Origin of the sequence: Fictibacillus sp. BK138 (assembly GCF_004216955.1) — a bacterium.
Taxonomy (GTDB): domain Bacteria; phylum Bacillota; class Bacilli; order Bacillales; family Fictibacillaceae; genus Fictibacillus.
On sequence record NZ_SGXL01000001.1, the window covers coordinates 1,220,939 to 1,245,926 of the forward strand.

Below are 24,988 nucleotides of genomic sequence, written 5' to 3' on the forward strand. Positions count from 1 at the left end.
GGGGTAATTAAAATGGCAGAAAAAACATTTAAAGTAACTAGTGAATCAGGAATCCACGCTCGTCCAGCAACAACATTAGTAAACCAGGCAGGTCAATTCAGCTCTGATATTACTCTAGATTATAACGGAAAGAGCGTTAACTTAAAGTCAATCATGGGTGTTATGAGCTTAGGTATTCAATCTGGAGCTGAGATTACGATCAAAGCTGAAGGTTCAGATGCAGACGAAGCAATCGCAGCACTGGAAGATGTAATGAAAAAGGAAGGGCTTGGTGAGTAATGTCTGAAAAAATTTCAGGTATTGCAGCATCAGCCGGAATTGCAATTGCTAAAGCTTTTGTACTTCAAAATCCAGAATTAACGATTGAAAAAAAATCAATTGAAGATTCGTCTCAGGAAATCGAACGATTCCAGTCAGCTCTTGAAAAATCTAAACAAGAATTGACAGTTATTAAAGATAAAGCCAATGAAGAACTGGGTGAAGACAAGGCAGCGATTTTTGCTGCCCATCTTCTTGTCCTTAGTGACCCTGAACTGGTTGATGCTGTAAAACAGAAGATTGAAAGTGAAAAAGTAAACGCTGAATCAGCTATGAATGATGTTTCCTCCATGTTTATCGACATGTTTGAACAAATGGACAACGAATATATGAAAGAGCGTGCTGCAGATATTCGTGATGTATCTAAGCGAGTATTAGCTCATCTTTTAGATGTTCAATTTGCAACACCAGCGAGCATTTCTGAGGAAGTTGTTATTCTTGCAGAAGACTTAACACCATCAGACACAGCACAATTGAACCGTAAATTTGTAAAAGGTTTTGCAACCGACATCGGCGGAAGAACTTCACACTCGGCCATCATGTCCCGTTCAATGGAAATTCCTGCAGTTGTCGGAACGAAGACCATTACTGAAAAAGTGGAGAATGGTGTTATGATTATCATCGACGGTTTGGATGGACAAGTAATTGTTGATCCTACACAAGATGAAATCGCAGCCTATCAAGAAAAACAGCAGAACTATCAACAACAAAAAGAAGAATGGGCGAAGCTTGTTAATGAAAAAACCTTTTCTTCTGATAACGTTCAAGTAGAACTCGCTGCGAATATTGGTACTCCTTCAGATGTAAAAGGAGTTCTTGAAAACGGTGCTGAAGGTGTTGGATTGTACCGTACAGAATTCTTGTATATGGGCCGTGATCAGCTACCGACTGAAGAAGAGCAATTTAAGGCGTATAAAGAAGTTCTCGAAAAAATGGAAGGGAAGCCTGTTGTCATTCGTACTTTGGACATCGGCGGTGATAAAGAACTTCCATACTTAAATCTTCCAAAAGAATTGAATCCATTCTTAGGATTCCGTGCAATCCGTCTTTGTCTGGAAGAACAAGATATTTTCCGCACACAGCTGAGAGCACTGCTTCGCGCAAGCACTCATGGTAATTTAAAGATCATGTTCCCGATGATCGCTACTCTTGAAGAATTCCGCTCTGCAAAAAGCATTCTTTTAGAAGAAAAAGAAAAGCTTGTTAAAGAAGGAACAGAAGTATCAGAGGACATCGAAGTAGGAATCATGGTTGAAATTCCTTCAACAGCTGTAATGGCAGACACGTTTGCTAAAGAAGTGGATTTCTTCAGTATCGGAACAAATGACCTGATTCAATACACGATGGCTGCGGACCGAATGAATGAACAAGTATCTTATTTATACCAGCCATACAGTCCTGCGATTTTAAGACTTGTAAAAATGGTTATCGATGCGGCTCATAAAGAAGGTAAATGGACGGGTATGTGCGGTGAGATGGCAGGAGATCCAATTGCTATTCCTATTCTTTTAGGATTAGGTTTAGATGAATTCTCTATGAGTGCCACTTCCGTTCTGCCGGCAAGAAGCCAGATCAGAGGGCTTTCAAAAGAAAAGATCAGTGCACACATCGATGAAATTCTGCAAATGGATACAATGAAAGATGTTGTAGATTTTGTAGAGAAAAACTTTAAATAAACTGTTCATACGCTAGTGTTCTCGAAAGTAGTTGATTTCCGCTCCATGTACTCGCTTTCCGCGGGGCGGGCGGTGAGCCTCCTCGGCGCTTTGCGCCCATAGGAGTCTCAACTGTCCCACTTCATGGAAGTATCCTTGCTCCTGCGTCTACAAGTAAATGCTACCGATTTAGGCTTCCTCGTCTCATGCCTCGCGAGAAGCTTCTCAGGTGGCAGGCACGCACCTTGCGCTCCAATCAACTTGTCAATGAAGAGAATGAAATGAACCTAAAATAAAAAAGGACTATGGAAAGTTTCCATAGTCTTTTTACGTATATTCGAACGATTTTTATTGCATTTTCATAAAAATATTAGCAGAATAGAAAACAATGATAAACGCCTTTTGTTTTCAGTAATGTGTATAGAGATGAGGCGATGTATGTTTTGAATAGACCTATAGGCGTAATAGATTCTGGAGTGGGCGGGTTAACCGTTGTCAGAGAGCTGATGAAACAGCTCCCAAAAGAAGAAATTATTTATTTGGGTGATACAAAGCGATGTCCTTATGGACCTAGACCTTTTGAAGAGGTAAGAACATATACATGGGAAATGATTGACTTTCTTATAGGACAGGGGATCAAGTTGCTTGTAATCGCATGCAATACGGCTACAGCTGCCGTTTTAGATGAAGCGAAAAAGAAACTTGATATACCTGTAATTGGGGTAATACACCCTGGGGCTCGTTCTGCATTAAAAGCAACTAAGAATAACCATGTAGGTGTGATAGGCACAATAGGAACCATAAATAGTGGAGCGTACAAGCAGGCTCTTCAGCAGATCCGTAGTGATGTAATCGTTGAGAGTTTGGCTTGTCCCTTATTCGTTCCTCTTGTTGAACAAGGTAAGCTTTCCGGAGAAGAAACACTGAATGCTGTTTCAGAAACATTATATCCTCTTAAGGATGTTTCAATAGATACCCTCATTTTAGGCTGTACCCATTATCCCTTATTACGGCCAGTCATTCAGCGTGTAATGGGCGAACATATCAAAATCTTATGTTCAGGCGCAGAAACTGCTCGGGAGGTTTCCGTTATCCTCGATCATAGCGGAATTTTGAATACCGGAGAAAACAAACCGGTGCACAGATTCTTGGCGACGGCAGAAAGCAGCCAGTTTTTAAAAATAGCCAATCATTGGCTTAACACAAAAATAGATAAGGTAGAATGTATCAAGCTTTAATAAAGAGCAGAGTCACACTTTTGTGACTCTGCTCTTTTTAATTATCTTTTTTATTTAGGCTGCGTTCTAAAAGGCAATTGTTTTTTAGATGTCTTTAATGTTCATCACTGAATAGTTGATTGGAGCGCAAGGTGCGAGACTCCTACGGGACGAGCGGTCAGGTGGAGACTCCTAATGACGCAAAGCGGCAGGAGGCTCACCGCATGCCCCGTGGAAAGCGAGCATCCTGGAGCGGAAATCAACTACTTTCAAAACAACATGATTGCGAAAATAGCCTTTTATTTTTGTACAAGTGGTCTATCAGAAGAAGATAGCTCGTATACATAATAGTACAAACCACTTGAGGAGGGAAAGTATGCGCAAAATAATGAAGTCAGGGGCTCCGCTGCTTTTATTGTCAGTGTCATTACTGGTATCAGGTTGCGGAATAGGGGGAGAGAAAGCAGGGACTGAGCTTGATCCCCCAAAAGTGAACTACGTTAAGGAAGGGAAATCGCTTGATAAAAAAGAAAAAACAGCCAAGACTGAGAGCACTCAAAAAAGACAGCTGTTTTTATTCGACAGCAACGGTATGGTCGTACCTCAAGTCCTTGCTTTGCCGAAAAATGATGAAACGGCCAAGCAGGTTCTGCAATATCTTGTAAAAGATGGTCCGGTAAGCAATATGATTCCGAATGGCTTTCAAGCAGTATTGCCTGCAGATACGGAAGTTCTATCGGTAAATATAAAGAAGGGTACAGCGACTGCAAACTTTTCAAAAGAATTTACAGAGTATAATGCAAAAGATGAAATGAAGATTCTTCAAGCTATTACATTTACACTTACACAGTTTGATAATATTAAAAAAGTAAAGATACAAATCGAAGGCAAGAATCAAAACTCAATGCCAGTTAATAACACACCGGTTGGAGAAGGTGTAAGCAGGGTAGATGGAATTAATCTCGAGAATGGCGGCGTAGCAGATATTACAAACAGTGAACTTGTAACACTTTACTTTTTAGCCCAGACACAAGATCAAACATACTATGTGCCTGTAACACGCCGTGTAGCAAAAGAAGGAACTGACAAGGTCACAGCTACGATTGAACATCTAATTGATGGTCCTTCAGCTGAAAGCAACTTGTTGACTGATTTTAGAACGGATGTAAAACTATTAAGTACTCCTGTTGTAAAAGATGGAGTTGTAACTTTAAATTTCAACGGTGCTGTATTAGATAACAAAGAAGAAAGTATGATTGCAGATGAAGTATTAAACTCAATTGTTCTTTCTTTAACGGAGCTTTCAGAGGTTAAGAAAGTCGCCATAAAAGTAGATGGAAAGTCAAAGATCTTTACGGAGAAAGGAAAAGAGCTCACCGCCCCTGTTTCCCGTCCGAAAGAAGTTAATACAGGTGAATTTTAAATCAGCAATTGATATGATAAAGTAAAGAGACGAGAAAATCGTCTCTTTTTTGTGTTTACCAAAGTTTCTTTATATGACGATATAGCGGAGGACTATATATGAAAATTTTAATTGCTACAAAAAACATAGGTAAAGTTAAAGAGTTTCAAGCCATGTTCAAAGATTTTGGTATTGAAGTCATATCGCTGCTTGATATAAAAAATAGTCCTGATGTGGAAGAGACAGGGGTTACTTTTGAAGAAAATGCAATTATAAAGGCAGAAGCCATATGTTCCATTATGAATATTCCGGTTATCGCTGACGATTCTGGTTTGGAAGTAGATGCGCTTGAAGGAAGACCAGGAGTTTATTCTGCAAGATATGCGGGAAGCGAGAAAAGTGATGAGGCAAACATGGATAAAGTTTTAAATGAACTTAAGGAAATAGCTGAGCCAAATCGGACAGCACGTTTTGTTTGTGCATTAGCCTTTGCGAGACCCGACAAAAAAACATTTGTTGTAAGAGGTACATGCGAAGGTGAAATCTTGTCAGAAAGACGAGGTAATGAAGGATTTGGGTATGATCCGATCTTCTACCTTCCTCGATTAGATTGTTCCATGGCAGAGTTGTCAAAAGAAGAAAAAAATAATATCAGCCACAGAGCTGTCGCATTGCAAAAATTAAAAGATTTTATCAGCAAGGAGGACATGCTATGGCAAAAGCCTTGATTGTTAGTGACAGTCATGGATTAAAAGAAGAATTGATTACGATAAAAAAACGGCATGAGAATGAAATTGATCTAATGATTCATTGTGGAGATTCTGAACTTGAAACAAATGCAAAAGAGCTGTCTGGATATGTTACTGTAAGAGGGAATATGGATTTTCTTGGCAAGGATTTCCCGAATGAAGCGATTGAGATGCTCGGAACCCAGTGTTTGTATATTACTCATGGACATTTATATGATGTGAAAATGTCTCATCTTTCTCTTGCTTATAGAGCAGAAGAAACAGGTGCAGGTATTGCCTGCTTCGGTCATTCACATATTGCTGAGGCTTACGAACGAGAAGGCATGATCTTTATTAACCCGGGAAGTATAAGACTGCCTAGAGGAACTTTTGAAAAAACGTATGCTATATTAGAAGTCGATGATACCGATATTTCAGTAATTTTTTATTCACTGGAAGGAAAGCGAATCGATCATCTATCAAAAGAGTTTAAAGGGAAATAAAGAGAAACCGTGAAAAAAATTAAAGAAATAGGTTGACTCTTTTGTGGATATCATGTATATTAAGTTATGTCGTCGCGACAAGATCTAATATGTCTGCGGGTGTAGTTTAGTGGTAAAACAAGAGCCTTCCAAGCTCTGGTCGTGAGTTCGATTCTCATCACCCGCTCCATTTGTTTTTCTCACGTTCAAATGGCACAAAAGAGTTACATCTGAAGTTTACAGATCTTACATTTAAAATGCATGTTATAAAAAACATATTTGTATCCACGGTCGACAGGTGGAACAAATCACTGTGTGCCCGCAGCGCATGGTAATTGCGGAAAGCGCATTGCTATGCGGAATGGGCTCCAATACATATGTCCCAGTAGCTCAGCTGGATAGAGCATACGCCTTCTAAGCGTACGGTCGGGAGTTCGAATCTCTCCTGGGACGCCATAATAACTATTTTTTATTACATAATCAAACACGTTTCGTTTCCTCTATTAAAGGATGCGGAGCGTGTTTTTTTATGTAGTTTTTTTGTTTTTGATGCTAAATGTTGAAAGCGCTTTAAAAATGTTTACAAATAGGGGTACAAACTATTTGTTTGCCTCAACCATGGGAATGAAAGCGCCTACAAGAAATCAGAAAAGTCAGAATTAAATATTTTTAAGAAAATTCATGGTTGACCCTGCTTAGATATGGGCGTAATATTGTCAACAATTATTAATTGTTTTTAAAAAATTCTAATAATTCAATTCCCGAAGAAAAGGAGGATCACGATGCAGGAGCAATGGGTTTATGTAAATGGTGAGTACGTATTAAAAGACGATGCTAAGGTTTCAGTCTATGATCATGGTTTTTTATATGGAGATGGGGTGTTCGAAGGCATTCGAGTCTATAATGGCAACGTTTATCGATTAGAAGAACATCTTCAACGCTTATACGAATCAGCTCAATCCATTATGCTAACCATTCCACACACTAAAGAAGAGTTAACAAACATCATTGTAGAAACGCTCCAGAAAAACAAATATCGTGATGCTTATATCCGATTAGTTGTTTCACGAGGTAAAGGAAATTTGGGATTAGATCCGTTTACATGCGGAAAACCTGGAGTCATTGTTATTACAGAGCAGCTTGCTCTCTTTCCAAAAAAACTTTATGAAACAGGTCTTGAAATCATCACTGTTGCTAGCAGAAGAAATAGACCTGATGTTTTAAGTCCAAAAGTGAAATCATTGAATTACTTAAATAATATTTTAGTGAAAATTGAAGCGAGCCTTGCAGGTGTTAGTGAAGCCCTTATGCTGAATGATCAAGGATATGTAGCAGAAGGTTCTGCCGATAATGTATTCATCGTTAAAGGAAACACGATCAAAACGCCTCCTGGTTATTTAGGAGCTTTAGAAGGAATTACGAGAAACGCAATTGTTGAAATAGCTAATGAACTCGGATACAAAATGGTGGAAGAACCGTTTACGAGACATGATGTGTACGTAGCTGATGAAGTTTTCCTTACCGGAACCGCTGCAGAAGTTATTGCAGTTGTAAAAGTTGACGGAAGAGTGATCGGAAACGGAGCACCAGGTGAACATACAAATAAATTACTAGACGCCTTCAGGAAAAAGGTAGTTGAAGAGGGTGTGAAGGTTTATTCAGGACAGACCGTGCAAGCAGGATAAAAGTTGTATAGGAGTGTTTCAAACATGCGCAGTAATATGATCAAACAAGGAATCGATAGAGCCCCGCACAGAAGTCTTCTCCACGCAGCGGGTGTTGCACCAGAAGATATGGATAAACCATTTATCGGTGTTTGTAATTCCTATGTTGATATTATTCCGGGGCACATGCATTTAAATAAAGTGGGCGAATGGGTTAAAGCAGCCATTAGAGAAGCGGGCGGAATACCTTTCGAATTCAATACGATCGGTGTTGATGACGGGATCGCGATGGGTCATATTGGAATGCGGTACTCGCTTCCAAGCAGAGAAGTCATTGCAGATGCAGCAGAAACTGTAATCAATGCTCATTGGTTTGATGGGGTCTTTTATATTCCGAATTGCGACAAGATTACACCAGGAATGCTGATGGCTGCAGTTCGTACCAATGTACCGGCAGTATTTGTTTCCGGTGGTCCGATGGAAGCGGGAAAATCGATGGCAGGAAAATCACTTTCGCTTGCCTCGGTATTTGAAGGTGTTGGCTCTCATTTAGCCGGAAAAATGACCCGAGAAGAGCTGCTGGAGCTGGAAACAAGTGCTTGTCCAACATGCGGGTCTTGTTCAGGGATGTTTACAGCTAACAGTATGAATTCAATTATGGAAATGTTGGGGATTACATTGCCGGGTAACGGCACGATCGTAGCAACATCAGATGAGCGGAGAGAGCTGATTCGCGATGCTGCTAATTCTCTTATGAATCTAGTAAAAGAAAATATCCGTCCTAGAGATATTATTACGAAAGAAGCGATCGATGATGCTTTTGCACTCGACATGGCAATGGGAGGCTCGACTAACACAGTTCTCCATATGCTGGCGATAGCAAATGAAGCTGAAATTGATTACGATCTGACACGGATCAATGAAATCGCAGAAAGGATTCCCTACTTGTCTAAGATTTCTCCTGCTTCAGATTATTCCATGCAGGACGTTCACCGGGCTGGAGGCGTAAGTGCGATCATCAATGAACTTTGCCAAATGGAAGGTGCGATCCATAACGACCGTATTACGATTTCCGGTCAAACTCTTCAAGAGAGGGTTACTCAAGCTGAGATTGTAGATGATGATGTTATTCGCCGAAAAGATAATGCTTATTCACCAGTTGGCGGATTATCGATCCTTTATGGAAACATTGCACCAGATGGCTGTGTGATCAAAGTAGGTGCGGTTGACCCTTCAATCAAGACATTTCAGGGAGAAGCTATCGTTTATGAATCTCAGGATGAAGCGATTCAAGGAATCAACAATGGTGAAGTACGAGAAGGGCATGTAGTGGTTATCCGCTATGAAGGCCCTAAGGGTGGACCGGGCATGCCTGAGATGCTTTCTCCTACATCTGCTATTGCAGGAATGGGATTAAGCACAAAAGTTGCTCTCATAACAGATGGCCGCTTTTCAGGAGCATCCAGGGGGATTTCAATTGGTCACATCTCACCGGAAGCTGCTCAAGGAGGTCCGATTGCATTTATTGAAAGTGGAGATCCGATACTAATTGATTTAGTGAATAGATCCATTCATGTAATGCTGACAGAAGATGAGTTGAACGCAAGAAAAGAAAACTGGGTTAAGCCTGAACCAAAGATCAAAAAAGGTTACTTAGCCCGATACGCTGCTTTAGTTACTTCAGCTAATACTGGCGGAATCTTGAAAATTTAAAACCATAAAACGATGACGGAGAACAATGGTAGATGCGGAATACACAGAGAGCCGGGTTGCTGTGAGCCGGTTATTCCAAATACCAGGACATCCCTCCTGAGTGTCCTTTTGAAAGTAACTTGAGTAGGAAGGGCCAAGCGGTTATTTCCATTTTTAAACCGCTTGTTATCAAATGACGGCTTGTTCGTCACGAGGCGGTGTCTTAATGAAGATATCGTGAAAAAGGGTGGTACCGTGAAAATGAAACTTTTTCACCCCTTTGGATAGGATTTTCCTGTCCATTTGGGTGGAGAAGTTTTTTTATTAGGCTTTTTTCGATAATCATTGTTGTTTCAAGAAGTAGTTGATTTCCGCTTCAGGTGCTCGCTTTCCACGGGGCGGGCGGTGAGCCTCCCTATCGCTTCGCACTGGCGGGGTCTCACCTGTCCCGCTGATCCCGTAGGAGTCTCACACCTTACGCTCCAATCAACTTGCTAAGAAGTTTTCGAAAAAAGCTTTTTACAAATAAATGGGTTCAAAAGATGAAGGAGGAATGAAAATGAAGGCCAGTTGGGTGGCTGAACAAAAAACGGTTGAATCTTCATTAGTCTCTGGCGCTGAACTATTTATTCAAGGTCTGCTGAATGAAAACGTAGACGTTGTTTTTGGGTATCCAGGAGGTGCGGTGCTTCCGATCTATGATGCTCTTTACAAAGCAGAAATGAAGCATGTACTGACAAGGCACGAACAAGGTGCGATCCACGCGGCTCAAGGGTATGCGAGAGTAACTGGGAAACCGGGTGTGGTGCTTGCGACTTCAGGGCCAGGTGCTACCAACCTTGTAACAGGAATTGCTGATGCGATGATTGATTCCATCCCTCTTGTTATTTTTACAGGGCAAGTAGCTACAAAAGTCATTGGCACTGATGCTTTTCAAGAAGCGGATATCGTAGGGATTACGATGCCGATCACCAAGCACAACTATCAAGTGCAGAAGGCGGAAGATCTGCCGCGGATCATGAAAGAAGCTTTTCATATTGCGAACACTGGCAGAAAAGGACCTGTGTTAATTGATATACCAAAAGACATCGCAGTTAATCATGCACCATTAAAAGAGGCTGCAGACATCCATCTTCCTGGATATCAGCCGACTCTTAAGCCTAACATCCTCCAAGTGAAAAGGCTGAATGAAGCTCTGCAGATGGCAAAAAAGCCTGTTCTGCTTACAGGAGCAGGTGTACTTGCAGCTAAAGCGGAGGAGGAGCTTTTAGCTTTTGCGGAATATTATCAGATTCCTGTTGCTCAAACGTTGCTAGGACTTGGAGGGTTCCCTGCAGATCATCCTTTATGCTACGGAATGGCAGGAATGCATGGCACATATGCAGCAAATATGGCGCTTTATGATTGTGATCTTTTAATAGGGGTTGGTGCCAGATTTGATGATCGCTTAACCGGAAATCTAGAGCATTTTGCTAAAAAAGCAGTCGTTGCCCATATTGATATCGATCCCGCGGAGATCGGAAAAAATGTACCGACAGAGATACCTATTGTAGGGTGTGCAAAAGAAACTTTGAAGGCTTTAAATCAGACATGCGGTGAAAAAGGCAAGTCAAGTGAATGGGTGATACAGCTTTCCAAATACCGAAGCGAACTTCCACTCACCTATAAATCTAATGATAAAGAATTAAAACCGCAAAAATTAATGGAAATTTTACACGAAGTGACAAAAGGTGCTGCAGTCGTTTCGACTGATGTTGGACAGCATCAAATGTGGGCCGCGCAATATTATACGTTTTCAACTTCAAACAGATGGATTACATCAGGTGGATTAGGAACGATGGGCTTTGGCTTTCCAGCTGCTATAGGAGCTAAGGTAGGAAGACCGGATCTTTCAGTAATCGCTGTTGTAGGAGACGGAGGATTTCAGATGACCCTGCAGGAACTGGGTGTTCTGCAGGATTGGGAACTTCCTGTAATCGTTGTGATTGTTAACAACAAATCACTTGGTATGGTCCGGCAATGGCAAGAGATCTTTTACGAAAAAAGATACTCACACTCTCTTCTTGATATTCAGCCTGATTTTGTAAAACTTGCCGCAGCCTATGGGATCGAAGGCAAGCGAGCTGAAAACGAAGCTGAAGTAAGGGAGGCATTAGCGGCCGCGCTTGCTTCGAAAAAACCTTTCGTATTAGATTGCGCAGTATCGGCAGATGAAAATGTGTATCCAATGATTGCTCCAGGCAAAGGACTTCATGAAATGATTGGAGTGAGAGGATGAGACGTATTATTTCTGCAACAGTGTTAAACGAGAGCGGCGTTCTGAATCGTTTAACCGGTTTGCTGACAAAAAGGCAATTTAACATTGAAAACATTACCGTTGGACATACGGAGGACCCTGCCGTTTCAAAAGTGACATTGACAGTTTGGGTGGAAGATGACAGAAAAGCTGAACAACTGGTTAAACAGCTTCATAAACAGATCAATATCTTAAAAGTCCGTGATCTCACGAATATGGCACTTGTTTCAAGAGAGCTGGCACTTATTAAAGTATTAACCACTCCGGATACACGAAGTGAAATAAAAATGCTGATCGAACCATTCAGGGCTACAGTTCTCGATGTTTCATTAGAGAACGTTACGCTGGAAGTAACCGGTGATAGTGAAAAAGTAGATGCACTGATAGAACTGTTACGCCCTTATGGAATCAAAGAGATATCAAGAACTGGCATAACAGCTATCCCAAGAGGAACACAAAAGAAAATTTTAGAGCTTCATCCCTATTCTATTATGTAAAGGAGACTATTAAAAATGGCTAAAGTATATTACGAAAACGAACTATCAAATGATGTATTAAAAAATAAGAAGGTAGCAGTAGTTGGTTATGGATCGCAAGGGCATGCACACGCATTGAACTTAAAAGACAGTGGCTATGATGTTGTCGTTGGTGTCCGAGAAGGAAGATCCTTTGATGAAGCGGTTAAAGATGGGTTTGAAGTATATCCTGTTCGCGAGGCAGCACGTCTCGCCGACGTTGTTATGGTACTGCTCCCGGATGAAAGACAGCCTGAGGTTTTCAAAAATGAAATTCTGCCAGAGCTATCTCCGGGAAATGCTCTTGTGTTCGCACATGGATTCAATGTGCATTATCACCAAGTCGTACCACCTGAAGATGTGGATGTGTTCTTGGTTGCTCCTAAAGGTCCGGGTCATCTAGTACGCAGGACTTTTGAAGCGGGTGAAGGTGTACCTGCATTGTTCGCGGTTTATCAAGATGCTACAGGAACCGCTCGAGAAACTGCACTTTCTTACGCAAAAGGCATTGGTTCCGCTCGCGCTGGTGTACTTGAAACAAGCTTTCAGGAAGAAACCGAAACCGATTTATTTGGAGAACAGGCTGTCCTTTGCGGAGGATTATCCTCACTTGTTAAAGCGGGCTTTGAAACACTTACAGAAGCGGGATATCAGCCAGAGGTTGCTTACTTCGAATGTCTGCATGAGTTAAAGCTCATCGTTGACCTTATGTATGAAGGCGGATTAGAAGGAATGAGGCATTCGATCTCTGACACCGCACAATGGGGAGATTTCCAATCAGGTCCTCGTGTTATTGATGGCAGAGTAAAAGAGTCGATGAAGGAAGTATTAAAAGATGTTCAATCTGGTGAGTTTGCAAAAAATTGGATCTTGGAAAACCAAGCGAATCGCCCAGTATTCCATGTAGTGAATTATCAGGAAAAAAATCATCCAATCGAAAAAGTGGGGAGGGAATTACGTGCGATGATGCCGTTTGTTAAAGCAAAACAAAAGAAGGAGGCTGTCGTCAGTGCGAACAATTGAAATTTTTGATACAACACTGCGTGATGGAGAACAAACAGCAGGTGTAAATTTAAATACAGAAGAAAAAATAGAGATCGCAAAAAGGCTAGAACGATTAGGTGTTGATGTTATGGAGGCTGGCTTTCCTGCAGCCTCCAAAGGTGATTTAGATGCTGTGAAAAAGGTGGCATCGATCATCAAGGATTCCTCTGTGACAGGTTTGGCAAGATCGAATCAATCAGATATCGACTACGCATGGGAAGCGCTAAAAGAGTCTGCTGAACCGAGGCTGCATGTATTTATCGCAACCTCCCCAATTCATATGACTTACAAATTGAAAAAAACACCTGATCAAGTCGTAGAAGCTGCCGTTGAAGCGGTTAAGTATTCAAAGAAAAAATTCCCGGTTGTTCAATGGTCTGCAGAGGATGCGTGCAGGTCAGACCTTGTTTTCCTCGCACGGATTGTTGAAAAAGTTATCGATGCAGGGGCAAGCATTATCAATATCCCTGACACAGTAGGATTTACGAATCCAGAAGAATACGGGAAGATATTCCGCTATCTATTAAAGAATGTTCCGAACATACAAAATGCTGTTTTATCTGCTCATTGTCATGATGACCTCGGAATGGCAGTAGCAAATTCACTTTCTGCTATTGAGAACGGAGCAAACCAGATCGAATGCACGATCAACGGAATCGGAGAAAGAGCTGGAAATGCATCTTTAGAAGAGATTGCGGTAGCTCTAGCTATCCGAGAAGACTTTTATCAGGCAAAAACGAATCTGAAGTTAAACGAGATCAGCCGTACAAGTCAGCTTGTAAGCCGTCTTACAGGTATTGCCGTTCCACCGAATAAAGCTGTGGTGGGCAAGAATGCTTTTGCTCACGAATCGGGTATTCATCAAGATGGCGTGCTAAAAGAAAAGTCGACCTATGAAATCATTACACCTGAACTTGTCGGAGTACCTTCTAACCAGCTAGTGCTCGGCAAGCATTCCGGTCGTCATGCATTTAAAGATTATTTAGCTAAATTAGGCTTTCAGCCAGAAGAAAGCAAAATAAAAATTTTGTTTGAAGATTTTAAATTACTTGCTGACCGAAAAAAAGAAATGACAGAAGAAGATATTTTTGCACTCTTGATTGATCATAGAATTCAGCCGGAAGTTCCACTTTATCAATTAAAAGATATACAGGTTAACTATGGCACAAACCAAATTCCTACTGCGACATTAAGACTCGTGACTCCTGATGGAAAGGTCATTCAGGATGCCGCAACAGGTTCTGGAAGCGTAGAAGCTATTTATAACACTCTCGGAAAAATGCTTCCGTCATCATTGAAACTGAATGATTATCGAATTCAATCTGTAGGAGCCGGAAGGGATGCACTTGCACAAGTGTTTGTACAGATCGTCTGTGATGGAAACGAAGTCAACGGAAGCGGAACTGCGCAGGATGTTCTTGAAGCTTCAGCTAAAGCTTATGTTCATGCATTCAATAAACTTCAGCTTCATTCAGATAAAACAAACTATGAAAGAATGAGCATTTAATTTAGGGAGGGATGTTAGATGAAAAAGAAGATAACAGTTTTGCCTGGAGACGGAATCGGTCCTGAAGTGATGAAGGGAGCTCTGCAAGTATTAGAAGGTGTTGCTGCAAGGTTCGGTCACGAATTTCAAACAACAGAAAAATTGTTTGGGGGTGCAGCCATTGACGAGAAAGGCAAACCTCTGCCAGACGATACTTTAGAAACTTGTAAAAACAGTGATGCTGTGCTGTTAGGAGCAGTCGGAGGACCTAAATGGGACGGTCAAACTGTAAGACCTGAACAAGGACTTTTGGCATTAAGAAAAGAATTGAATGTGTTTGCCAATCTAAGACCTGTTACAGTGTTTCCTGGTCTTGAAAATCTATCTCCCCTTAAATCAAACAGAGTCAAAGGTGCTGATTTTGTATTTGTAAGAGAATTAACGGGCGGAATCTACTTTTCAGAACCAAAAACACGAGATGAAAAGCTTGCTGTTGATACGCTGTCTTATACGAGAGAAGAAATTACAAGAATTATTGAAAAAGCGTATGAATTGGCGAGAGTGAGAAGGAAAAAAGTTACCTCAGTAGATAAGGCGAATGTTTTGGAGACTAGTAAGCTGTGGAGAGAAATTGTTGAAGAAACAGCAAAGAAATACAGCGATGTTGAAACGGAGCATTTATTAGTGGACTCCGCTGCTATGCGGATGATCAGCAGTCCTTCAAGTTTTGATGTTGTCGTAACAGAAAACATGTTTGGTGACATTTTATCTGATGAAGCATCTGTTATCCCAGGGTCTCTTGGTATGATGCCTTCTGCTTCAGTCAGTCAAGATGGACCAGGTCTCTATGAACCGATTCATGGTTCAGCACCTGATATTGCAGGCAGCGGGAAAGCGAATCCTATTGGAATGATTTTAAGTACAGCCATGATGCTTCGCCATTCGTTCAAGCTCGAAAAAGAAGCTGCTGCTGTTGAACTGGCAGTTTTTGAAACGTTGCAAGCAGGTTACCGAACGCAGGATATTTATGAGGGAACAGGCAATCTAGTATCTACGAAAGAGATGGTTAATCAGATTCATTTCAGGATGATTGAAGATTCAACAAGTGCGACACTGCTTGAAGTGTATGTGTAAGAAGGGAGGCGCCAGCCATTGGGTAAAACTATTATAGATAAATTGTGGGAAAGTCATGTTGTAGCAAAAGAAGTGAATAAACCCGACCTCTTATATATTGATCTTCATCTGCTTCATGAAGTAACTTCTCCACAGGCGTTTGCTGGTTTAAGAGAAAAGAACAGAAAGGTAAGACGGCCAGATCTATGTTTCGCCACTATGGATCACAATATCCCGACCGTAGACCGGTTCAACATTAAAGATGATACCTCTCGCCTTCAAGTTGAAACGCTCGAAAAAAACTGTGAGGAATTTGGAATTAAATTGGAGGGCTTAGATTCTCTGCAGCAAGGAATCGTACATGTAATCGGACCAGAACTGGGGCTTACCCTTCCAGGTAAAACGATCGTTTGCGGCGACAGTCATACCTCGACACATGGCGCATTTGGAGCACTCGCATTTGGAATTGGCACGAGTGAAGTAGAACACGTTTTGGCAACACAAACGCTATGGCAGAACAAGCCAAAGCAGATGAACGTGAAGATTGAAGGAGAGCTAGGTTATGGAGTTACAGCAAAAGACGTGATTTTATGGTTTATCGCCAATTACGGTACAAATGCAGGAACAGGCTATATCATTGAATTTTCAGGGAGTACTGTTCGTGATTTTACAATGGAAGAGAGAATGACTCTTTGTAATATGTCTATTGAAGCAGGTGCAAAAGCTTCTGTTATTGCGCCGGACGAAAAAACGTTCAGCTATGTTCAGAGAAAAACTTATGCACCAAAAGAAAGTGAGTTTATCGAAAAATGCGAGGAATGGAAACAGCTTGTTTCAGATTATGATGCAGTATTTGATCATGTAATTGAAATTAATGCTTCTGACATTGAGCCTATGATCACATGGGGAACTACTCCATCCATGTGCCTGCCGATAAGCGGACACATTCCCGCACCAGAATCTGCATTATCAATAGAAGAAAAGCAATCGTTAGAAAGCGCACTCTCTTATATGGGTTTTGATGGCCATGAGAGGTTAGAAGATGTAGAAGTGCAACATGTTTTTATCGGGTCATGCACGAACTCAAGATTAAGTGATCTAATAGAAGCTTCAGCTGTTGTTGAAGGTAAAGAGGTTCATCCTGATGTGAGAGCGATCGTTGTTCCTGGATCACAATCGGTAAAACGAGAAGCAGAGAGTCTTGGGATTCATCAGATTTTCCAGAATGCTGGTTTTGAATGGCGGGACTCTGGATGCTCCATGTGCTTAGGGATGAATGATGACATTGTTCCTGAAGGAGAAAGATGCGCTTCCACTTCGAACCGAAACTTTGCAGGGAGACAAGGAAAAGGAGCAAGAACACATCTCGTTAGTCCTATTATGGCTGCAGCCGCTGCAATTAAAGGTAGATTCACGGATGTCCGTTCGATACTGCAAACGAAAGATCCGGAGGTGAACCGTTATGTCGGGATTTAAAACACATACGGGAAAAGCCGCTTCTCTTAAAAGGGACCACGTGGATACGGATCAGATTATCCCGAAGCAATTTTTAAAAAAAATCGATAAAGCCGGATATGGAGAATTTTTGTTCTTTGATTGGAGATATCATTCTCAAGGTCAAGAAAATCCGGATTTTGAACTTAATAAAGAAGAAACAAAAGGTTCTTCTATTTTGATTACAGGCAAGAACTTTGGATGCGGTTCATCCAGAGAACATGCCCCTTGGGCGCTTAAAGATTATGGTTTTCAGATTATTATTGCGGAGAGTTTTGCAGATATCTTTTTTAATAACTGTGTAAAAAATGGCATCTTGCCAATCAGGCTTTCTGAGAATGAGATTCAGCAATTAAATAACGATCGTTCGGACTCTGTTATCCATCAATTGACCGTCAGTTTGGAAGACCAGCAAGTTGTGAATGAACTGGGTGACCGGTTTGATTTTGAATTTGATCCGTATTGGAAAAAGATGCTCATTAATGGCTGGGATGAAATTTCAGTAACACTTCAATATGAAGAGAAAATAAAAAATTATGAAAATGAAAGGATTGTGAATTGACATGGGGATTTAACAGTCACGAATGAAAAGTTATTTCATGCGATGGAAGAAGTCTCGAAAATTGCACACCGTACCCCTTTAAAACAATCGGCTACTCTAAATAAGTGGACGGGCGGCAAGGTCTATATGAAGTTGGAGAACCTTCAAAAAACAGGGTCCTTTAAATTAAGAGGTGCTTATTATAAAGTTTCGACGTTGAATGACTTTGAAGCTGCTCGAGGTGTAATAGCTGCTTCTGCAGGAAATCATGCCCAAGGTTTGGCTCTCTCATGTTCTAAACGAGGCATTAAGTCAAAGATCTTTATGCCGGAGAATGCTCCTCTATCTAAAATAGAAGCAGTTAAGTCCTATGGAGCAGATATCGTATTGCAGGGTGAAAACTACCAAGCTGCTTTTGAAGCTGCAAAAAAAGAGGAACAAATGAACGGATCTAAGTTTGTTCATGCATTTGACGATTATGATGTCATTGCAGGACAAAGTACAGTGGCTCTTGAAATGCTGCAGCAGAAACCTGAATTGAAGTCGATCATCGTTCCTGTTGGAGGAGGCGGTCTTCTTGCTGGAATAAGTCTAGCGGTCAAAAGGCTAAGACCAGACGTCAAGGTTATTGGGGTTCAATCTGCACATGCGAGTGCTGTTTATCAATCATTTACAGGTGCGCATGTCAAAACATTGTCTCGCCCTTCAATAGCAGATGGAATTGCGGTGAAAAAACCAGGAGAACTCACAGTTCCTTTGATTACAAAATATGTAGACGAGATGGTTACCGTAACAGAAGAACAGATTGCATTTGCGATGATGTTCATGCTGGAGCGTGAGAAAGTAGTCGTTGAAGGTGCTGGAGCGGCAAGTCTTGCAGCCGTACTTTTCCACAATAAACTCGCTCTAGACCAAAAAGTAGGTGTGATTATAAGCGGAGGTAATGTCGATCCTCAAAAATGGTCACAATACAAAGAATTGGCTGACAAACTTAACATGAAACGGATCAGCTGATATTAAGAAACTCTTAAAGGAGAACCTGCTCCTTTAAGAGCTTTTTTTGTGAACAATGATGTTAAGCGTCTTTCTCAAGAAAACTTTAATTTCCAATAAAAGTAAATTTATTTGATGAACAGGGACTTTTATGTGATTATTAAGATTTTTTATGTGATAGTTTGCGTTTTTTATGTGATGATAGGCTCTTTTAATGTGAAAGCCCTATTATATGTATTTCTCAGAAAGAATCATTCGTCTCTTGAGGCTGAGCAAATAGGAATAATCATCACTATCTTGAGTTCCGTAGTCGAAACTGATATTCTTTAGTCAAATCTATACGGAAGCGGAGATTTGTGATGACAAACGACAAGGAAAACAAAAACAATATCATTCGGTTTCCAAATTTAACAGGACGGCTTTTAGAAAAAGGCATGGATTCTTTGAAAAATAAACAATATGATGAATCCCTTTCTTGTTTTGAACAGCTGTTGCATACTGATCCCATGCATTCACAAGGAAATCTCGGACTTGTCTTAAGTTTGGTAGAGTTAGGGAGGTTGCAGGAAGCAAAAGCACGCTGTGATAGGATGCTTAAAGAGGGAATTGGTGAATATTATGATGTTCTTCAAATTTATTTAAGCATACTTGTTCAATTATCAGAATACATAACGGTCGTTTCGGTTATTGAAGCTGTATTAGAAGAACAAAAAATTCCGGCTGATAAAGCAGAAACCTTCTATCAGCTTCTTCAATTCAGCAGAAAAGTCATCGAACAAGAGGATGTTCCAGAAGTAAAGATCAACCCTGATGAAACAGTTTCCAAGGAAAACCCCAATCTAAGTGCCTTAAAGGATATGCTGCAAAGTGAAAGAGCGGACTCACAATGGATGGCGGTTCAACAGCTAAAAAAACTAGGACCCGAGTTAACTGTGCCATTATTTGAATCCTTTTTGCTTGATGAATCTAAACACCCTGCTGTAAAGAGTTTAATTCTCCAATATCTAAAAGAGAATGAAATAAATAAAATCGTCAAGCTTGAAAAGTATGGGCAGGTTGAGGATGTTAGCATTCAGGAATTAAAGGATTGGAATGAACATCCCTTTTATAAGGAAGTAAAAGCTTTAATTCAAGATGAATTAGAATCAGAGAACCCATCTTTACTAGATATAGCATTGGCAGTATGGAAGGACTACACGCTAGCGCTTTATCCATTCGTTCCTCAGCCGGAAAATAAACTTTTGTGGTTCGAAGCATCTGTAATAGCAGCTTCTGTCTTATGCGGAATAGAAGAAGACACTGAAAAAGAAGACCCAGAAATACAGAATGCCGTAAAGCTTCTGGTCGAACTGGAAAGATTTTATTTGCAGACTTGATGAGAAAGTGATGTAACTTGTTGAAATACAGTATGTCTATGCTATAATGGAATGGTTGTAATCTATATGATATTTATGGAAATACCGATGTTGGAGGGAATATATTAATGAGTGCTAAATGGGAAAAGTTAGAAGGCAATCAAGGTGTCTTAACTGTTGAAGTTGAGGCTTCTGAAGTAGATACAGCGCTAGACCAAGCGTTTAAAAAAGTGGTTAAACAAGTAAACGTGCCAGGTTTCCGTAAAGGGAAAATGCCACGCAAACTTTTTGAACAACGTTTTGGTGTAGAGTCTCTTTACCAAGATGCTTTAGACATTTTATTGCCAAAAGCTTATGGCGATGCTGTAGAAGAAGCAGGAATCGAGCCTGTTGATCGCCCGGAAGTTGATATCGAAAAAATGGAACAAGGTAGCAACCTTGTATTCACTGCTAAAGTAATCGTTAAGCCAGAAGTTAAACTTGGCGAATACAAAGGGCTTGAAGTTGAAAAGACTGAAACTGAAGTAACTGATGAAGATGTTCAAAACGAACTTACTCGTTTACAAGAACAACAAGCTGAATTAGTTGTTAAGGAAGATGGCGCTATTGAGAATGGCGACACTGTAAACCTTGATTTCGAAGGATTTGTTGACGGAGAAGCTTTCGAAGGCGGAAAAGCTGAAAACTATTCATTAGAAATCGGATCAGGGTCATTTATTCCAGGCTTTGAAGATCAACTAGTTGGTGAAAAAGCTGGAGCAGAAAAGGACGTTAACGTTACTTTCCCTGAAGAATACCATGCTGAAGAATTAGCTGGTAAGCCAGCAGTTTTCAAAGTGAAAATTCATGACATCAAGTCAAAACAGCTTCCAGAACTTAACGATGAGTTCGCAAAAGAAGCTGAAGGCGATGCTGAAACACTTGAAGACTTGAAAAAAGAACTTCGTACGAAGCTTGAAGAAAGCAAAAAACAAGAAGCTGAAAACCAAACACGTGAAACTGTGATTGAAAAAGCTTCTGAAAATGCTGAGATTGAAATTCCAGAAGCTATGGTTAACACTGAGTTAGACCGTATGGTTCAAGAGTTTGGTCAACGTCTTCAAATGCAAGGAATGAACCTTGATCTTTACTACCAGTTCTCTGGAACAAGTGAAGAAGCACTTCGTGAGCAGATGAAAGAAGATGCTCAGAAGCGTGTTCGTACAAATCTAGTACTAGAAGCGATCGTTGAAGCAGAAAACATTGAAGTTTCTGAAGAAGAAATCGATGCAGAGCTTAACAAGATGGCTGAAATGTACAAGATGGAAGTTGAACAAATCAAGCAAATGCTTGCTATGCAAGGTGGAAACGATGCTGTTGCAGCTGACTTGAAAGTACGCAAAGCAATCGACTTCCTTGTTGAAAACAGCAAAACAGCTTAATAATAAAATTAAATGCAAGAAATAAAACAAGGCGCGATCCTTACTATCGTGCCTTGTTTTGCAATACATAACATTATTTAGGTAATTTCTCCTGCTATTTGAAAAATAGGTTTTAAAACACGCAGGATTGTTCATACTTATATAGAGCCATACCATACATATTGAATAAGGGTTTTTATTTCCGTTTTATTATGGAAGTGTGATACAATCCATTATAATCAACGGAATGCTTAAGCAGTAGAAATAAATACAGACCTGTACTATAGAAGTTGCAAGAAAGGTCAAGCGTTTCATCCATATTATCGTTTTAGGGGTGATATCATTGTTCAAATTTAATGATGAAAAAGGGCAATTGAAGTGTTCTTTCTGTGGTAAAACACAAGATCAAGTTAGAAAACTGGTTGCTGGACCAGGTGTATATATTTGTGATGAATGTATCGAACTCTGTACTGAAATTGTAGAAGAAGAATTAGGTACAGAAGAGGATGTAGAACTAAAAGAAGTTCCAAAACCAGTAGAAATCCGAAAGATTCTTGATGAGTATGTAATCGGTCAGGACCAAGCGAAGAAATCGCTTTCTGTAGCCGTTTACAATCATTATAAGAGAATCAATTCTTCTCAAAAATCTGATGAAGTTGAACTGGCAAAAAGTAATATCGCTATGATCGGACCGACAGGAAGCGGTAAGACGCTCCTTGCACAGACTTTGGCGAGAATTTTGAATGTACCTTTTGCAATTGCTGATGCTACATCTTTAACAGAAGCTGGTTATGTAGGTGAGGACGTAGAAAACATCCTTCTTAAATTAATTCAGTCTGCCGATTATGATGTTGAAAAAGCGGAAAAAGGAATCATTTATATTGATGAGATCGATAAGATTGCACGTAAATCAGAAAATCCATCGATTACACGTGATGTTTCCGGTGAAGGTGTGCAGCAAGCTCTTCTTAAAATTTTAGAAGGTACTGTTGCGAGTGTTCCTCCTCAAGGCGGAAGAAAACACCCGCATCAAGAATTCATTCAAATCGATACTACGAATATTCTATTCATCTGTGGCGGAGCATTCGATGGAATCGAGCAAATTATTAAACGCCGTTTAGGTAAAAAAGTTATTGGGTTCAGTTCAGATTCAAAACAAGCAGATTTAAAAGCAGGTGAATACTTATCTAAAGTACTTCCTGAAGATTTACTTCGTTTTGGATTAATTCCAGAGTTTATCGGCCGTTTGCCTGTAATCTCTAACTTGAATCCATTGGATGAGGATGCGTTGATCGAAATCCTGACAAAACCTAAAAATGCATTGGTAAAACAATATCAAAAACTTTTAGATATCGATGGAGTAGAGCTTGAGTTTACAGATGAAGCACTTCGTGAAATTTCTGCCCAAGCGATTGAACGCAAAACAGGTGCGCGCGGACTCCGTTCGATCATTGAAGGTGTTATGCTTGATGTAATGTTCGAGCTTCCTTCTCGTGAAGATGTTGTCAAATGTATCGTTACAAAAGAAACAATTTCTGATAAAGTTCCACCAACATTAGAACTTGAAGATGGTACTGTTATCGAACAATCAAAAGAAACTCCTAAAGAGAGCGCTTAATAGAGGCTGGCTCATTGGCTGTTATCACTAACAGCTGATGAGCCAGTTTTTTTTTCATTCACAACTGCCAAAATGTTTCCCATCCATAACTTCCATATAAACAAAATTTGTTTTAACAATATTACCGTTTAGGTCCTTATATCCTCGGAGATACTATGGTTATCACTACATAAGTATCGGGAGGAAAAACGATGAACTGGACAGGGATAGCGTTAATCATTCAATTATTCTTTGGGATTATAATAGGTCTGTATTTTTGGAATTTGCTGCGAAACCAGCGGTCTCAAAAAGTTAGCGTAGATAAAGAATCAAGAAAAGAGATGGAACAACTAAGAAGGCTTAGATCAATCACACTTTCTGAACCATTGTCTGAGCGGGTGCGCCCAGGCAAATTCGAAGATATTATCGGGCAAGAAGATGGAATTAAAGCATTAAAAGCCGCATTATGCGGTCCTAATCCACAGCACGTGATCGTATATGGACCACCTGGGGTTGGTAAGACTGCAGCAGCAAGATTGGTTCTTGAAGAAGCGAAAAGAAATAAAACATCTCCATTTCGTTCAACAGCAGTATTTGTTGAATTAGACGCAACGACAGCGCGTTTTGATGAACGTGGAATTGCCGATCCTCTTATTGGTTCCGTTCATGACCCTATTTATCAAGGTGCAGGTGCAATGGGGCAAGCCGGGATACCGCAGCCTAAACAAGGTGCTGTTACAAATGCACATGGCGGTGTTTTGTTTATAGACGAGATAGGTGAACTGCATCCTATTCAGATGAACAAACTATTGAAAGTATTAGAAGATCGCAAAGTATTTCTTGAAAGTGCCTATTATTCAGAAGAAAATGCAAACATACCGCACCATATCCATGATATTTTTCAAAACGGACTTCCCGCTGATTTTAGAATGATCGGTGCAACTACTCGTATGCCTGATGAAATTCCGCCTGCAATCCGTTCAAGATGTCTTGAAGTCTTTTTCAGAGAGCTCCAGCCCGCTGAAATCGAGCAGATCGCCAAACGTGCTGCAGACAAAATCCAGCTTGGTATCGATGAGGAATCACTAAAATATATGGCTCAATACGCTAAAAACGGACGTGAGGCAGTAAATATGATTCAAATTGCTGCGGGATTAGCCATTACCGAAGAACGAAAGTGCATTACGAAAGGCGATGTTGAATGGGTTACTCACTCAAGCAGAATGGCGCCAAGACCTGAGAGAAAGATCGGCAGTAAACCGAAAATTGGTTTAGTAAACGGACTGGCGGTATACGGTCCGACAAGTGGTGCGCTTCTAGAAATAGAAACAACAGTGCTTCCAGCCAAGAAGCAAGGATCGATTACGATTACAGGAATTGCTGAAGAAGAGAGCATCGGCAATCAGTCAAAATCCATTCGCAGAAAAAGTATGGCTAAAGGATCTGTGGAGAACGTTATTACCGTGCTTCGATTTATGGGTGTTGATGCCTCTATGTACGACATTCATGTAAATTTCCCTGGAGGCGGTCCAGTAGATGGTCCATCAGCAGGTATTGCGATTGCTTCTTCCATCTATTCTGCAATCCATAAAGTACGTGTAGATCATGAAGTAGCCATGACAGGTGAGATCAGTATTCATGGTAAAGTAAAACCAGTTGGCGGAGTAATGGCAAAGATATTAGCTGCCAAGGACGCTGGAGCGAAACGTGTGCTCATACCTTTTGAGAACAACCAAAAGATATTCGAGAGCATTGAAGATGTAGAAATCATTCCGGTAAAAAAACTCTCAGAAGTATTTCAATATGTGTTTTTAGATGATAGCTCTGAAGAATCAATTCCAGCTTCAGCCGCTTTAAATTCCCCTCCTTCTTCAGTTTAAGGAGAAGAAGGGGTTTCTTTTTTGTTTAATAAAAGTTTTCTGGATAGCAAACATTAGACAAAGTTAAGCATTATCGGTAGAATTGTACAAAGACTATGCATATAAATAATGATTAC

General features: G+C 40.5%; 21 protein-coding genes and 2 tRNA genes. All 23 read left to right on the forward strand.

The genetic code is table 11. The features are described 5' to 3' along the window. Positions 1–12 precede the first annotated feature (12 nt). The 23 genes from EV282_RS05940 (at position 13) to lonB (ending at position 24,872) form a co-directional block, all read left to right on the forward strand. Complete coding sequence (locus EV282_RS05940; RefSeq protein WP_066294869.1) at positions 13–279, forward strand: phosphocarrier protein HPr; 267 nt, start codon at positions 13–15, stop codon at positions 277–279. After that, the gene (gene ptsP / locus EV282_RS05945) at positions 279–1,994 is read left to right on the forward strand and encodes a phosphoenolpyruvate--protein phosphotransferase (RefSeq protein WP_130294598.1); all 1,716 of its coding nucleotides are present in this window, start codon (positions 279–281) and stop codon (positions 1,992–1,994) included. The genes EV282_RS05940 and ptsP overlap by 1 nt, the downstream gene beginning before the upstream one ends. A 422-nt stretch (positions 1,995–2,416) precedes the next feature. After that, positions 2,417–3,211, forward strand: coding sequence for a glutamate racemase (gene racE, locus EV282_RS05950; protein ID WP_130294600.1), 795 nt, complete (start codon positions 2,417–2,419; stop codon positions 3,209–3,211). A 174-nt stretch (positions 3,212–3,385) separates the two neighbouring features. Then, complete coding sequence (locus EV282_RS05955; RefSeq protein WP_165389373.1) at positions 3,386–3,538, forward strand: hypothetical protein; 153 nt, start codon at positions 3,386–3,388, stop codon at positions 3,536–3,538. A 28-nt stretch (positions 3,539–3,566) separates the two neighbouring features. Then, positions 3,567–4,613, forward strand: a complete 1,047-nt coding sequence (locus EV282_RS05960; protein ID WP_130294604.1) for a GerMN domain-containing protein — start codon at positions 3,567–3,569, stop codon at positions 4,611–4,613. 98 nt (positions 4,614–4,711) lie between these two features. Beyond that, positions 4,712–5,320, forward strand: coding sequence for an XTP/dITP diphosphatase (locus EV282_RS05965; RefSeq protein ID WP_130294606.1), 609 nt, complete (start codon positions 4,712–4,714; stop codon positions 5,318–5,320). After that, complete coding sequence (locus EV282_RS05970) at positions 5,305–5,823, forward strand: YfcE family phosphodiesterase (RefSeq protein WP_130294608.1); 519 nt, start codon at positions 5,305–5,307, stop codon at positions 5,821–5,823. Before EV282_RS05965 ends, EV282_RS05970 begins: the two co-directional genes overlap by 16 nt. Positions 5,824–5,918: 95 nt before the next feature. Beyond that, positions 5,919–5,992 (forward strand) — tRNA-Gly (locus tag EV282_RS05975). 189 nt (positions 5,993–6,181) lie between these two features. Beyond that, a tRNA-Arg gene (locus tag EV282_RS05980) sits at positions 6,182–6,258 on the forward strand. Positions 6,259–6,584: 326 nt separating this feature from the next. After that, the gene (gene ilvE, locus EV282_RS05985) at positions 6,585–7,487 is read left to right on the forward strand and encodes a branched-chain-amino-acid transaminase (protein WP_130294610.1); all 903 of its coding nucleotides are present in this window, start codon (positions 6,585–6,587) and stop codon (positions 7,485–7,487) included. A gap of 24 nt (positions 7,488–7,511) precedes the next feature. Further along, positions 7,512–9,179 (forward strand): dihydroxy-acid dehydratase, encoded by a 1,668-nt coding sequence (gene ilvD, locus EV282_RS05990; protein WP_130294612.1) that lies wholly within the window; start codon positions 7,512–7,514, stop codon positions 9,177–9,179. A 538-nt stretch (positions 9,180–9,717) separates the two neighbouring features. Next, on the forward strand, positions 9,718–11,436 hold the full coding sequence (gene ilvB, locus EV282_RS05995) for an acetolactate synthase large subunit (protein ID WP_130294613.1): 1,719 nt from the start codon (positions 9,718–9,720) through the stop codon (positions 11,434–11,436). Further along, positions 11,433–11,951 (forward strand): acetolactate synthase small subunit, encoded by a 519-nt coding sequence (ilvN, locus tag EV282_RS06000; protein WP_130294615.1) that lies wholly within the window; start codon positions 11,433–11,435, stop codon positions 11,949–11,951. The genes ilvB and ilvN overlap by 4 nt, the downstream gene beginning before the upstream one ends. A 15-nt stretch (positions 11,952–11,966) precedes the next feature. Further along, complete coding sequence (ilvC, locus tag EV282_RS06005) at positions 11,967–12,992, forward strand: ketol-acid reductoisomerase (protein ID WP_130294617.1); 1,026 nt, start codon at positions 11,967–11,969, stop codon at positions 12,990–12,992. After that, positions 12,979–14,520 (forward strand): 2-isopropylmalate synthase, encoded by a 1,542-nt coding sequence (locus tag EV282_RS06010; RefSeq protein WP_130294619.1) that lies wholly within the window; start codon positions 12,979–12,981, stop codon positions 14,518–14,520. The genes ilvC and EV282_RS06010 overlap by 14 nt, the downstream gene beginning before the upstream one ends. Positions 14,521–14,538: 18 nt before the next feature. After that, positions 14,539–15,633, forward strand: coding sequence for a 3-isopropylmalate dehydrogenase (leuB, locus tag EV282_RS06015; protein WP_130294621.1), 1,095 nt, complete (start codon positions 14,539–14,541; stop codon positions 15,631–15,633). A gap of 18 nt (positions 15,634–15,651) precedes the next feature. Next, the gene (gene leuC / locus EV282_RS06020) at positions 15,652–17,088 is read left to right on the forward strand and encodes a 3-isopropylmalate dehydratase large subunit (protein WP_130294622.1); all 1,437 of its coding nucleotides are present in this window, start codon (positions 15,652–15,654) and stop codon (positions 17,086–17,088) included. After that, positions 17,075–17,668, forward strand: a complete 594-nt coding sequence (leuD, locus tag EV282_RS06025) for a 3-isopropylmalate dehydratase small subunit (protein WP_130294624.1) — start codon at positions 17,075–17,077, stop codon at positions 17,666–17,668. The genes leuC and leuD overlap by 14 nt, the downstream gene beginning before the upstream one ends. A gap of 42 nt (positions 17,669–17,710) precedes the next feature. Beyond that, positions 17,711–18,661, forward strand: a complete 951-nt coding sequence (gene ilvA / locus EV282_RS06030; RefSeq protein ID WP_130294626.1) for a threonine ammonia-lyase — start codon at positions 17,711–17,713, stop codon at positions 18,659–18,661. A 338-nt stretch (positions 18,662–18,999) separates the two neighbouring features. Then, the gene (locus EV282_RS06035) at positions 19,000–20,016 is read left to right on the forward strand and encodes a tetratricopeptide repeat protein (RefSeq protein WP_130294628.1); all 1,017 of its coding nucleotides are present in this window, start codon (positions 19,000–19,002) and stop codon (positions 20,014–20,016) included. Positions 20,017–20,123: 107 nt separating this feature from the next. Further along, positions 20,124–21,416 carry a trigger factor gene (gene tig / locus EV282_RS06040; protein ID WP_130294630.1) on the forward strand — a complete coding sequence of 431 codons (1,293 nt, stop codon included), beginning with the start codon at positions 20,124–20,126 and terminating at the stop codon, positions 21,414–21,416. 322 nt (positions 21,417–21,738) lie between these two features. Next, the gene (clpX, locus tag EV282_RS06045) at positions 21,739–23,013 is read left to right on the forward strand and encodes an ATP-dependent protease ATP-binding subunit ClpX (protein WP_066291429.1); all 1,275 of its coding nucleotides are present in this window, start codon (positions 21,739–21,741) and stop codon (positions 23,011–23,013) included. 191 nt (positions 23,014–23,204) lie between these two features. Next, entirely contained in the window at positions 23,205–24,872 is a 1,668-nt protein-coding gene (lonB, locus tag EV282_RS06050; protein ID WP_130294632.1) for an ATP-dependent protease LonB, read from the forward strand. Positions 24,873–24,988: the final 116 nt, after the last annotated feature.